Annotated in this window: 10 protein-coding genes; 4 read left to right on the plus strand and 6 right to left on the minus strand. The window is 62.0% G+C overall.

Features of this window, described 5'->3' with window-relative positions:
* Positions 1 to 583: 583 nt before the first annotated feature.
* Positions 584 to 1,141: a C40 family peptidase gene (locus tag GKQ23_RS01365; protein ID WP_056237352.1), complete on the plus strand. Its 558-nt coding sequence runs from the start codon at positions 584 to 586 to the stop codon at positions 1,139 to 1,141.
* Between the two features lie 78 nt (positions 1,142 to 1,219).
* On the opposite strand, the gene GKQ23_RS01370 is transcribed toward GKQ23_RS01365, so the two are convergent.
* Positions 1,220 to 2,182, minus strand: a complete 963-nt coding sequence (locus GKQ23_RS01370; protein ID WP_212408248.1) for a PDR/VanB family oxidoreductase — start codon at positions 2,180 to 2,182, stop codon at positions 1,220 to 1,222.
* A gap of 9 nt (positions 2,183 to 2,191) precedes the next feature.
* On the minus strand, positions 2,192 to 3,223 hold the full coding sequence (hpxD, locus tag GKQ23_RS01375; RefSeq protein ID WP_056237347.1) for a molybdenum cofactor-independent xanthine hydroxylase subunit HpxD: 1,032 nt from the start codon (positions 3,221 to 3,223) through the stop codon (positions 2,192 to 2,194).
* Positions 3,224 to 3,340: 117 nt separating this feature from the next.
* Between hpxD and GKQ23_RS01380 the strand changes: the two genes are divergently transcribed.
* On the plus strand, positions 3,341 to 4,258 hold the full coding sequence (locus GKQ23_RS01380; RefSeq protein ID WP_212408249.1) for a LysR family transcriptional regulator: 918 nt from the start codon (positions 3,341 to 3,343) through the stop codon (positions 4,256 to 4,258).
* Positions 4,259 to 4,405: 147 nt separating this feature from the next.
* On the opposite strand, the gene hpxO is transcribed toward GKQ23_RS01380, so the two are convergent.
* Positions 4,406 to 5,560, minus strand: a complete 1,155-nt coding sequence (hpxO, locus tag GKQ23_RS01385; protein WP_212408250.1) for an FAD-dependent urate hydroxylase HpxO — start codon at positions 5,558 to 5,560, stop codon at positions 4,406 to 4,408.
* A 549-nt stretch (positions 5,561 to 6,109) separates the two neighbouring features.
* Here hpxO and uraD point away from each other — a divergent pair.
* Positions 6,110 to 6,610, plus strand: a complete 501-nt coding sequence (uraD, locus tag GKQ23_RS01390; RefSeq protein WP_212408251.1) for a 2-oxo-4-hydroxy-4-carboxy-5-ureidoimidazoline decarboxylase — start codon at positions 6,110 to 6,112, stop codon at positions 6,608 to 6,610.
* Complete coding sequence (gene uraH / locus GKQ23_RS01395) at positions 6,607 to 6,942, plus strand: hydroxyisourate hydrolase (RefSeq protein ID WP_212408252.1); 336 nt, start codon at positions 6,607 to 6,609, stop codon at positions 6,940 to 6,942. The genes uraD and uraH overlap by 4 nt, the downstream gene beginning before the upstream one ends.
* A 111-nt stretch (positions 6,943 to 7,053) precedes the next feature.
* Here the strand turns inward: uraH and GKQ23_RS01400 are convergent, their stop codons facing one another.
* From GKQ23_RS01400 to GKQ23_RS01410, 3 genes are all read right to left on the minus strand, one after another.
* Positions 7,054 to 9,321 carry an FdhF/YdeP family oxidoreductase gene (locus GKQ23_RS01400; RefSeq protein WP_212408253.1) on the minus strand — a complete coding sequence of 756 codons (2,268 nt, stop codon included), beginning with the start codon at positions 9,319 to 9,321 and terminating at the stop codon, positions 7,054 to 7,056.
* A gap of 183 nt (positions 9,322 to 9,504) precedes the next feature.
* Complete coding sequence (locus tag GKQ23_RS01405) at positions 9,505 to 10,773, minus strand: type II toxin-antitoxin system HipA family toxin (RefSeq protein WP_212408254.1); 1,269 nt, start codon at positions 10,771 to 10,773, stop codon at positions 9,505 to 9,507.
* Positions 10,763 to 11,083, minus strand: coding sequence for a helix-turn-helix domain-containing protein (locus tag GKQ23_RS01410; RefSeq protein WP_212408255.1), 321 nt, complete (start codon positions 11,081 to 11,083; stop codon positions 10,763 to 10,765). Before GKQ23_RS01410 ends, GKQ23_RS01405 begins: the two co-directional genes overlap by 11 nt.
* Between the last annotated feature and the right edge of the window lie 494 nt (positions 11,084 to 11,577).

Below are 11,577 nucleotides of genomic sequence, written 5' to 3' on the forward strand. Positions count from 1 at the left end.
TGCGTGGGGGATAATCCCCACAGAACGCAGAGAACGCACAGAACGCACAGAACGTAGAAAACACTCACAACCTCACAACCTCACAACCTCACAACCTTACAACCTTACAACCTCACAGCCTCACAGCCTCACAGCCTCACAGCCTCACGGCCTGATACCTGCACTGCCTCCAGGTCTGCCGGTCAGCCAGATAATTCGGATATCCCGGCAATCGCAATCCTCGCAGCACTCTTGACCCGTCACACTATCCCGGATATTTGCACTCTTTCCCGGCGGTTTTTAGTGGACCCTGCTTCACCACGCGGCGATCCTTGACTACGCTTGATGCTGGTATTGCGTAAACCTTTACACCCATTACCCTTATTGCCGTCACAGTCCTCAGATGATTAGCCCGCTTTTCCCTTTTACGTCGGTGGGAGAAGGGAGCGCGCAGAATTTCAGATACTGAATCTGCGCCATCCCGGGCTGACGGACCGCCGGTAAGGTAAATATGTGTAAAGGGGCAGGTGCATGATGTTGCCGGGGCGGATTCGGTGTTATAAGTCCACGAAATTAAACCTCTTTCTTACCTGTTGATTTGATTATGAATTTAAGAGCAATCCGATTTTTATTCTGCTGTGGCCTGCTGACGCTGGCCGGTTGTGCACATCATCAACAGGCCGCATCTTCCACACCCGCACCCCAGGCTGAAGATGCTTCCCAGCAGGACCTGATCCCGGTGCTGGCCGCGCTGCACGATCAGATGCACACCTGGCAGGACACCCCCTATCAGTGGGGCGGCACCAACCTTAACGGCGTTGACTGTTCCGGCTTTGTCTGGCGCACGCTGAAGGATCGTTTCAATCTGCCGGTTGAGCGGATGAACACCGGCGATCTGCTGAAGATGGGCCAGCCGGTGAAAGAGAGCCAGCTGCGCACCGGCGACCTGGTGTTCTTCCGTATCGACGGCGGCATGCACGTTGGCTTCTATGATACCTCGCGCAACTTCCTGCACGCGTCGGTCAGTAAAGGGGTAATGCGCTCGTCGCTGGATAACCCTTACTGGCAAAAAGTTTACTATCAGGCGCGACGGCTGCCGAAGGAGATGGGCGGGCAGATCACCCTGAATCGTGAAGGGCAGCATATTGCCAAAAATGGCTGAATAGCTGAAGGCAGGGCGTAAACGCGAAGGCTTGCCCCGGTAGCCCGGTGATATTCTCCGGGCTGGCCAGGCTGACGACTAAAGATCGATTACCAGCTCCGCCGAGCGGCTGCGCGAGCAGCACAGCGCGATATACTGCTCCGGGGCGCACTTCTCCGCCGCCGACTGCACGCTGTCCTGGTGGTCGGGATCGCCGCTGACCACCCGGGTCAGGCAGGCTCCGCACATGCCCATTTCACAGGAGAGCGGCACGTCGACGCCGTTCGCCAGCAGCACGCGGGCGATGGTCTGCCCGGCGGGCACCGGCCAGCATTGGCCGGAGGAGGCGAGGGTCACGCTGAACGCCTGCTGCGATGCGGCGCTGGCCGCCGCTTCGGCCGGGCGAAACGCCTCACTGTGCACGCAGTCGGCGGGCCAGCCGTGCGCCTGCGCCGCTGCGGTCACCGCCGCCATAAACTCCACCGGCCCGCACAGGTATAGGTGGCCGTCCGGCTGCCGCAGCGATGCCGGCAACCGTTCGCGGGCGCTGTCACCTTCGGCGCTGACGTGCAGGGTGCAGCTGCCGTGCCGCCACGCCCGCGTCAGCGCCTCTGCGAACACCACTTCATGCCGGTGGCGCACATAGTAGTGCAGTTCAAACGGGCGGCCCTGCGCCTCCAGCCGTTCAGCCATCGCGTACAGCGGCGTAATGCCGATCCCCGCCGCCAGCAGCAGCACCCGGCCGCTCTCCTGCAGGGCAAACAGGTTGCGCGGCGCGGAGATGGTCAGCGTCTGTCCCGGCCGCAGCTGCTCATGCACGTAGCGCGAGCCGCCGCGCGAGCGCGCGTCGCGCGCCACGCACACCAGATAGCGCCGGGTCTGCTGCGGGCTGCCGGTCAGCGAATACTGGCGGGTCAGCCCGCTGGCCAGCTGCATATCGATATGCGCGCCCGGCTGCCAGCCCGGCAGCTCGCCGCCGTCCGCCGCGGCCAGGCTGACCGCCAGGCTGTGGCTGCCCTGGCGCCAGATGCCGTCCACCACCACCTTCAGCGTTGTCTCCATGCTGCCCCCTTAGACCAGGAAAAATTCGCCGAAGCCGAGCTTCTTCAGCCCGCGGCGGTAGGCGATCGAACTGCGATCCGCCGGGATATGCGCCTCCATGCTCAGATCGAGCGGCAGGCGTTCCGGGCGCTGTGTCTCCACCATCAGGCGATCCTCCTCAAACACCCGCTGGTTAAAGGCGTGTACGTCGGCGACCGGAATATGCAGATCCAGGTTGCGGGCGATCGGGGCAAACATCCGCGTCACCCGCGCGGAGACCGGCGAGGCGGCGTTCATAATCACCAGCCGCTCGCTGCCGGGAAAGTGAATGGTCAGCGTGGCGGTAAACGGCAGATGCATCTCGAAGTGGCGCAGCCACTGAAAACCGGCGGGAGCCGACCGGCCGGAGTTGGCCGCGTAGTTGCTGACGCTGCTCCAGTAGTCGGCGAAGAAGCCGTAGTCGGTCTCCTGCGGATGGTAGTCGGGCACCAGCTGGTTGGCCGGGTCGGCAAAGGTGTCGGTATGCACCCAGGCGAAGTGTGCCACGTCGAGGAAGCCCTCGACCTGGCGACCGGCAAAGCCGTTAACCTCGAACGGCGGACAGTTGATCTGCTGAAAACCGGCGTCGTCCCAGTGCGGCATCGTCGGCAGCGCCGCCGGATGTTCCTCGTCCGGGGCGAGGCAGGTCCAGATCAGCCCCCAGCGCTCCTGCACCGCGTAGTTGATCAGGTTGAGTTTGGCCGGGATCGGCTGGTCAGGTGACGAGGGAATGCGGTTACAGCGGCCACCGGCACCAAAACGCAGCCCGTGATACGGGCAGATAATGCCCTCCTCATCGTTATAGCCGAGGGTCAGCGGCACGCCGCGGTGCGGGCAGACGTCGCGTGCCACCACCGCTTCACCGCCGATGCGGTAAATCACCAGCTGTTCGTCCAGCAGCGTCACTTTGACCGGGGCCGCGGCGACGTCGGCGGAACGGGCCACCGGGTGCCAGTAGCGCGCCAGGCGTAGCCAGTCGTCAGGTTCAAAGGTGCAGTGCGCGGGGGGCGTGATTTTCGTCATAGGGATACCTGCCGGGGTTAACGATAGTAGTTGCAGGCTTATTGTGGTCATAATAGGGTGTACGCATCCATCAGCATTAATTCAATCAGGTGTTGCAAAAATGCGTACAGGTCACCGATGAGCCCGTTTTCCCGTTTTGCCCTTTACTTTGCCGAAGTGGCGCGCAGCGGCAGCCTGCGCCGCGCGGCGGAGCAGCTGCATATCTCAGCGTCGGCGATCAACCGGCAGATCCTGCAGGCGGAAGAGGAGCTGGGCACGCCGCTGTTTGAACGGCTGCCGGAGGGGCTGCGCATGACCACCGCCGGCGAGCTGCTGTACGGCGATCTGCTGCGCTGGCAGCGCGAGTTTCGCGTCACCCGGCAAAAGTTCGACGAGCTGCAGGGGCTGAAGCGCGGCTCGGTCAGCGTCGGGCTGGTACAGGCGTTATCCGGCGGGGCGATCGCCGATGCGCTGGCGGAGATCATCGCCGGCTGGCCGTGGCTGGCGCTGGATCTGCAGGTGGCCGACAGCCAGAGCATCAGCCAGCGCATCCGCGACGCGCAGCTGGATTTTGGCCTGGTGCTGGAGCCGGAAGGGCAGGCGGGCCTGAGCGTGATGGCGTTTGCCGAACTGGCGATGGGGGTGGTGATGCCTGCGAACCATCCGCTGGCCGGGGCGGAGAGCCTGTCGCCGGGGGCGCTGAGCGATTGGCGTCATATCCTGCCCGGCCCGCCGCTGATGGTGCATGAACGGGTGGCGATGCTTTACCGCCATCACGATCTGGCTCCGGGCAACCCGATCAGCTGCAACGACGTGCGGCTGATTAAATCGCTGGTGGCGCGGGGCAGCGGGGTGGCGGTGCTGAGTAAGCTGGACGTCCTGCCGGAGCTGGCGCGCGGTGAGCTGGCGTTTGTGCCGCTCAGCCACGCCCGGCTGCGGCCGCTGACGCTGGCGCTGTGCGTGGCCCCCGCGCGGCAGCTGTCACGCGCGGCGCAGCAGGCGATCCAGCAGCTGACGAAGGTGATTGAAGGACTACATCAGCCGCACGTGAGCTGAGGGGCGTCAGGTCGATCCTGGGCTAAGCGATGCGGCCGCCGCTCCTGAACGAGAGTCGACACCGGTTTAGCCTGGCGCGTTACCGGTGCGGGCACACTCACCTGTCACCTGTCACCTGTCACCTGTCACCTGTCACCGCAGCAGGTTTTAGCCCAGCGGCCCGCCCTGGATGGTGTCGCAGAGTCCGTTGATAATCCGTTCGCCGCTCTCCTGCGCCAGTTCGCGATACCAGGCGTCGGTCAGCTGGCGATCTTTGCCGTGGGTGACGTCGCAGCGTTTGCGCGCTTTCAGCACCAGGTCCTGCACCCGTTCGACACGCTGCGCCTCGTACCAGGCCAGCGCGTCGGCGACTGTCGTATGCTGCTGAAACGCCTGACCCAGCACCACCGCATCCTCCATCGCCGCACAGCCGCCCTGGCCGATATCCGGCGTGGTGCTGTGGCCGGCGTCACCCAGCAGCGCGATGCGTCCCCGCACCAGCCGCTCAAACGGGTCGATATCGTGGATCTCAATGCGGTTGGTGGTCTTCGGATCCAGCGCGGCGATCAGCCGCTGCACCGGCGCGGCCCAGCCGGCGAAGTAGCGGCGCAGATCGTCACGCAGGCTGCTGCGGTCTTCCGCCAGCCCGGCGGGCAGCGGCACGTCAAAAAAGAAGTAGAAGCGGTTGCCGGAGACCGGCATCACCGACACGCGCTTACCGTCACCGACGAAGGTGGTCCAGCCGTCGGCCGCCGCGATCGCGGTATCGACGGTCACCAGCCCGTTCCAGTTAACGTAACCGGCGTAGCGGCGCGGCGGGGTGCGGCCGAGCACCGTCGGGCGGATCGCCGAACGGCTGCCGTCGGCGGCGATCAGCAGATCACCGCTGGCGTGGCTGCCGTCGCTGAACCAGGCGGTAACCTGTTCGCCCTGCTCCTCAACGCGCACCACCCGTTTGCCAAACTGCACCCGTTCGCGGCCCCAGAAATTCAGCATTTCACGCTGCAGGTCGGCGCGGGCGATGGGACAGGGGCGGGCACCCACCCGTTCGGTCAGCGGGCCCAGGCTGAATTCGGTCAGCACGCTGCCGCGAAAGCCGTCCCGGTAGGCAATATGCCGCAGCGGGCCGCCAAAGGTCTCTATCAGCGCGCCCATCCCCAGGTGCTGCAGGCACTTCACGCCGTTCGGCCATACCGAGATGGCCGCCCCGACCGGTTTAATCTCCGCTACCGCTTCGAAGATCTCACAGTCGATACCCGCCTGTGCCAGCGCGGCCGCCGCGCTAATACCGCCAATGCTGGCGCCAATCACCAGTGCTTTCATCTTTCGATCCTTCTCTTCAACCCGATAAGGCTACACAGCAATTTGCGTACCACGTTGCCGGAGGGCGATATCAGCGGCTCCGCGCAAGTCGGAACGATTGCCTGGCACCAGAAGGGTGCAAAATCCCATCGGGATGCCTTTTTGTGAATCAAAAGCAGCCATTAAAGGCCAGGGTGAATTTATAGTTTCATCTGTGGGTGAGGGTTCTTGCTTGCTGGTGCAGGTGAGGGATGTTTTAACCAATTGATATAAAGAGTAAATATTTGGAGTGCGAAGGCATTTATTTCCGGTAAATCCGATTTGGCCTGCTTTGTGCAATCTCCTGTGAATCGTCAGGTTCGGGGCGCTGTGCAGATCCCGTCATGCAAAGACCGCAGAGAAATACGGCCCGCAACTGCAACAGCTCAGCTGCGTACTATCAGCGGGGCTATGGAGGGCACCTGTTCTGCTTTTGCTTCACCGTTCCCGCTGGCAGGCTGGTGGCCCTATACTTCACATGACGATCCCGGCTGTACCCGCCCGGATCGACGATAATCCACGGAGAACAGGATGGTCACACTCGGTCAGTTTAATCAGCTGTCGCAGGCGGACGCGGTCACACTGCTGACCCCGTGCGTGGCGATCCCGGCGTGGGTCAGCGAGCTGGTCGCCGGCCGTCCTTACGCCCGGCGGCACCAGCTGCTGGAACGGGCGCAGCTGGCGGCCAGCCGCTGGCAGCAGGCGGAGCTGCAGCAGGCGCTCAGCGCGCACCCGCGCATCGGTGAAAAACCGGCAGGCGCGGATGAACACCACGCGCTGTCCAGGCAGGAGCAGGCGGGGGTGGATGCGGCGAACGCGCCGCTGGCCGAGGCGCTGCGCCATGAGAATGCCCGCTATGAGGCGCACTTTGGCCATGTCTTTCTGATCCGCGCCCGCGGGCGCAGCGGCGAACAGATGCTGCAGGAGCTGCGGCGTCGCCTGCACAACAGCCCGGCGCAGGAGACCGCCGAAGCGCTGGCCCAGTTAAGTGAGATAACCCTGATCCGTCTGGAAGGAGTCATTAGCGCATGAGCAGCATCAGCAGTCATATTCTGGATATTTCCACCGGACGGCCCGCCGCCGGCGTCAGGGTCCGGCTGGAGCGCTATCAGCCGGAGGGCTACAGCCTGATCGGCAGCGAACAGACCGACGACAACGGGCGCATTGCCCGTTTCTGCGCGCAGGAACTGCCGCCGGGCCGCTACCGGCTGACGGCGGAAACCGGCGCGTGGTTTGCTCAGCGTGATATCAGCACGCCGTTTGTGCAGGCGCAGCTCGAAGTGATGCTGGAGGCCGGGCAGGGCCACTATCACCTGCCGTTTGTCATCGCCCCCGGCGGCTGGTCGACCTACCGCGGCAGCTGAAGGGCGACCTGTCGCGGGCAGAATTTTCAGAGCGGAGGCTGGTTCAGCCAGCGTTAGGGATTTTGCAGCGTTAACCCCCGGGGAAAACCAGGGGTTAACTTTCATACGTATTCAGACCGGACAGACACGCACCGGCACGGATTTATAGGCCGGGGTACCGCTTTGCGGGTCGATATAGTCCAGCGGGATCAGCACGTTGGATTCGGGGTAATAGGCGCCCACCGTGCCCCTGGCGATGGCGTACGCGACCACGGTAATCCCCTCAAGGCGCAGGCTGTGGCCGGGCAGCGCCGTGTCCAGATTGACGACATCGCCATGCTCAATATTCATCTCCAGCATGTCCTGTTCATTCATAAACAGCACGTCACGCCGGCCGAAGATGCCGCGGTAGCGATCGTCCAGCCCGTAAATGGTGGTGTTGTACTGGTCGTGGCTGCGTAAGGTTATCAGACGCAGAACGTTTTCACCGTCCGCCGGCGGGTCCTCCTGAACGCCCGGATAGACCGAGAACACGGCTTTACCGGACGGCGTCGGCCACTGGCGATCGCGCGGCGGCAGCGGCATCTGAAAGCCGCCCGGCTGACGGATGCGCTGGTTATAGCGATCGAAGCCGCTCACCGTCTGCTCGATCAGATCGCGAATGCGGTCATAGCTGGCAATCAGCCTTTTCCACTCAGTGGGCGAGTCCGGTAACGTGGCTTCCGCCATGCCGGCAATAATCGCGGGTTCCGAGCGCAGCAGTGGAGATGCCGGTTTAAGCTTGCCGCTGGAGGCATGCACCATCGACATCGAATCCTCCACCGTTACCGACTGCTCCCCTTCCGCCTGCACGTCACGCTCGGTGCGTCCGAGGCAGGGCAGAATAAACGACTGCCTGCCTGTCAGCAGGTGGGAACGGTTGAGCTTGGTGCCAATATGCACGCTCAGCTCCAGCGCCTTAAACGCCGGGAAGCAGCGGGTTGGATCCGGCATCGCCACGGCCAGGTTGCCGCCGAGGCAGATCAGCGCCTTAGAGCGCCCCCCGATGGCGGACTCCATCGCCTTAACCACGTCGTGGCCAGGTTCCCGCGGCGGAGAAAACCCGCATACCGCCTGCAGCTTGTCCAGAAACGCCGCCGACGGCTTCTCGGTGATGCCTACCGTACGGTTGCCCTGCACGTTGGAGTGGCCGCGCAGCGGGCAGATACCGGCACCGGGTTTGCCGATATTGCCGCGCATCAGCAGCAGGTTGGCAATCAGCCGTACGTTCTCGGTGCCGCGAGGGTGCTGGGTAATGCCCATGCCGTAGGTAATGATGGTCGCCTGAGATTTTACATAGGCCCGGCCGACCTCTTCCAGCTGTTCGCGGGTGAGGCCGGATTCGGCTTCGATCGTCTCCCAGCGGGTGAGCTGCACGTCGGCGACAAAATTTTCATACCCTTCGGTATGCTGCGCGATAAAGGCGCGGTCGACGGCGGCCCCCGTGGCGGCATCCAGCGCGATCACCGCTTTGGCGATGCCCTTCAGGGCCGCCGCATCGCCGCCGGCCTTAACCAGATAGTAGGTGGAGGCGATATCGGTCGCACCGTAGGTGGCCATTTCAACGACGTTTTGCGGATCGGCAAAGCGCTCCAGCGCCCGCTCGCGCATCGGGTTAAAGACGATAATCGGCACGTTGCGGCGTGAAAGCTCGTGCAGGGTGCCCATCATGCGCGGATGGTTGGTGCCCGGATTATGGCCAATTGAGATCAGCAGTTCGGTGCGATCGAAGTCGTCAAGCTGCACCGTCCCTTTACCAATACCGATCGACTGCGGCAGGCCGACGCTGGTTGGTTCGTGGCACATATTCGAGCAGTCGGGGAAATTATTTGAACCGTACTGCCGTGCGAACAGCTGAAACAGCCACGCGGCCTCGTTAGAGGCCCGGCCGGAGGTATAAAATTCCACTTCCTGCGGTTGCAGCCTGCCCAGCGCGGCCGCTATCTCTGCAAACGCGTCATCCCAGCTCACTTCACGGTATTTGTCGCTGCCGGCATCATAGCGCAGCGGGACGGTAAGCCGGCCGAATCCCTCCAGCTGGTGATCGGTTTTCTTTAATAAATCGGCGACCGTATGTTCGCTGAAAAAAGCCGGGGTCACCCGTTTACTGGTGGCTTCCCAGGTGACCGCCTTGGCGCCGTTTTCACAAAACTGAAAGGTTGAACCGTGCGCCTTGTCCGGCCAGGCGCAGCCGGGGCAGTCAAAGCCGTCGGGCTGATTGGTGCGTAACAGCGTGGCCGGTGCGTTGACCGTCTCCATCTCATTGCGCACGGCGATGGCCGTCGCCTTCAGGGCACCCCAGCCGCCCGCCGGGCCGTCGTAGGGATGAACCCCGGGAACCTGTCTTTTATGTTTGCTCATGGCTGTTGATTGCTCACAGTAAGTTAAAAAACCGCTGCGCCGAACGTCGTCTGGCCTGCTCAGGTTTTCAGAAGTTCTGCTCAGACGTGAAACAGGATCCGTCGCGGGTACAGGATCAATAGTAGCCATGATTTTTGTAATAGTGTGGCGGGTGTGCGATGCGTTAACACTTTCAATGCGGGGTCAGTTTGACTGCACTCCCCGGCTATTTTCTGCAATGCGATTTTCGATCATACGCAGCGTTGCAGCGGTGATCTCCCCCTGAAATCGTTCATCTGACACCCGGCGGAAGCCGCTGGCGACCTCACAGACTCTGTCGATAATCTCACCTGCCTGTGTGTTACTGATATCGGCTTCCTGTTCCCCCAAAGCGAGAAGCTGGCGGCGGCTGATATCCAGCGCCTCACCGGTGACGTCCATCTGATGATAACCGCCCGGCCCTTCGCAGAACGTCACGTCGTACGCCGGCGCCAGCTGCCAGTCACCGGATTTGCTCATCGTCCAGGCGAAGTTTTTCGGATGGTCATCGCGGTTGTTAAATACGACGTTAAATACTGCCCGTTCAAAGGCCAGTTCTACCTGGCGGGCATCGTTGGTACACAATCGGGTAGCGCGCAGAAAAGTGCCGTAGTCCAGCGCCCCGGGATGCCGGTAGTCGGCCCCGGTAAAGGCCGCCAGGCTTTGCATCGGCACGCGCTGGCCCAGCTGACGATCAAAACGCCGTGAGGCAAAGGCGGCCTGACCGTTGGGCAAGGTGAAATAGCTGGTGTCAGGCGTGGAGATACCGCAATCGCGCAGGCACTGCGCATAGACAGCTTCAATCGCACAGACCTCCGGGTGCTCCTGACGGGCGGGGAATTTCACCAGCCACCCTTCGCGATCCGCTGAGGCTACCGTGCTGAATCGGTTATCCGCCGGGTTACGCCACAACAGCGCTTTCGGTCTTGCACCCTGCGGTGAACCGCCCATCTGCAGCAGCCGCTGCAAAAATTCTGCGCCTTCACCTTCCTGCACTTGTTGCACTTCGGCTGATAGCTGTTCAAGGGTGATATCTTCATCGGCCAGCGTGGCATCGGCATGTACGGGGGTAAACGTCATCGCCCCCATCGCATTGCTGCCAATCCAGGTCAGCCGCTCCAGCGGGCCAATGCGCGCGGCGTTCAGCCCACGCTGACGGAACAGGCGGTCCATCAGCAGCATCCCCCAGCCGTCCGGCAGCGCATCATAAACCGGGCCGGGCAGCCCCAGCTGATGCGCTGGAAAATCGCGTCGCAGCGCGGTGCCCTGCAGCGGTAACAGCAGGGAAGAGAGTTCCAGCCCGGCACGCAGGGCGTCTGCGCTGTACTCGAAGAGGATCTGCGGCCGGCTGCCCAATGCGGTGGAAGAGACCAGCGTTCCCCACCGCCAGCGCTCGCCCCAGCCCTCATACCAGACGTCTACTTTAGTCACCATGACGCTTGCCTTTTTTGATCCTCTGACGAGAAGTGCTCTGCTCGTAGCGTTGCAAATCCGCAAGACTGTCGATTTTTGGCATAAACAGCCCCTCCAGTTCTTTGCTGCGGCCAAGCACCATCGCCACCCGCACCAGATTTTCAAAGCCGACGCTGCGACCCAGCTCAAGATTAGAGACGGTGTTTACGCCCACCCCGGCGCGGCGCGCAACCTCTGACTGAGTCATCTGCTGGCTGAGGCGCTCTTTGCGTAGCCGCTCACACAGTAGCCTGACGACCTCCTGCGGTCGGGTGAGAGATAAATCCAGCATGGTGGTGTTAAGACCTTAGAACAGGGAGCATAGCGTCAGAGTATAGCCTGAAATCATCTACCCGGACAGTTGCTTAAATCCATAATTACGGGTTTTAAATGAAATAATATCAGTTAAAGAACAATAAAATGGATTTATTTTTTGCCGTAGAGTGACTGTAATGGCGAGGTCGGGCCGTTCATTCTCGCGTACCTCTCGCTTTCGGTTGCCGCTGCCAGCGCTCGCCCGGACCCTCACACCTGATACCGCAGCGCCTCAATCACCAGCGACAGCGCCGGTCATTGTTGCATCCTGTTCATAGACCCATTCTTATTTGACCCTCTTATCAACCCCTTTTTTTCTCTATACGCTTGACTCAGTTTCATGTCCGCAGCCGATAACCCGGCATGCGGCCCTTAACTCTGAATCACGGAGCCTGTATGAAGACAGTTGCCGCCGCTGCTTTGTCACTCGCGCTTTCGGTCTCAGCCGTTTCAGCTCAGGAGAATAATTCA

The sequence above is a fragment of the Erwinia sp. E602 genome, from assembly GCF_018141005.1.
Lineage (GTDB): Bacteria > Pseudomonadota > Gammaproteobacteria > Enterobacterales > Enterobacteriaceae > Erwinia.

Coding starts and splice junctions, on each gene's coding strand:
- GKQ23_RS01410 (WP_212408255.1), bottom strand. CDS start 11,083: ATGCTGGATTTATCTCTCACCCGACCGCAGGAGGTCGTCAGGCTACTG.
- uraH (WP_212408252.1), top strand. CDS start 6,607: ATGAGCAGCATCAGCAGTCATATTCTGGATATTTCCACCGGACGGCCC.
- hpxD (WP_056237347.1), bottom strand. CDS start 3,223: ATGACGAAAATCACGCCCCCCGCGCACTGCACCTTTGAACCTGACGAC.
- GKQ23_RS01400 (WP_212408253.1), bottom strand. CDS start 9,321: ATGAGCAAACATAAAAGACAGGTTCCCGGGGTTCATCCCTACGACGGC.
- hpxO (WP_212408250.1), bottom strand. CDS start 5,560: ATGAAAGCACTGGTGATTGGCGCCAGCATTGGCGGTATTAGCGCGGCG.
- GKQ23_RS01380 (WP_212408249.1), top strand. CDS start 3,341: ATGAGCCCGTTTTCCCGTTTTGCCCTTTACTTTGCCGAAGTGGCGCGC.
- GKQ23_RS01365 (WP_056237352.1), top strand. CDS start 584: ATGAATTTAAGAGCAATCCGATTTTTATTCTGCTGTGGCCTGCTGACG.
- GKQ23_RS01370 (WP_212408248.1), bottom strand. CDS start 2,182: ATGGAGACAACGCTGAAGGTGGTGGTGGACGGCATCTGGCGCCAGGGC.
- uraD (WP_212408251.1), top strand. CDS start 6,110: ATGGTCACACTCGGTCAGTTTAATCAGCTGTCGCAGGCGGACGCGGTC.
- GKQ23_RS01405 (WP_212408254.1), bottom strand. CDS start 10,773: ATGGTGACTAAAGTAGACGTCTGGTATGAGGGCTGGGGCGAGCGCTGG.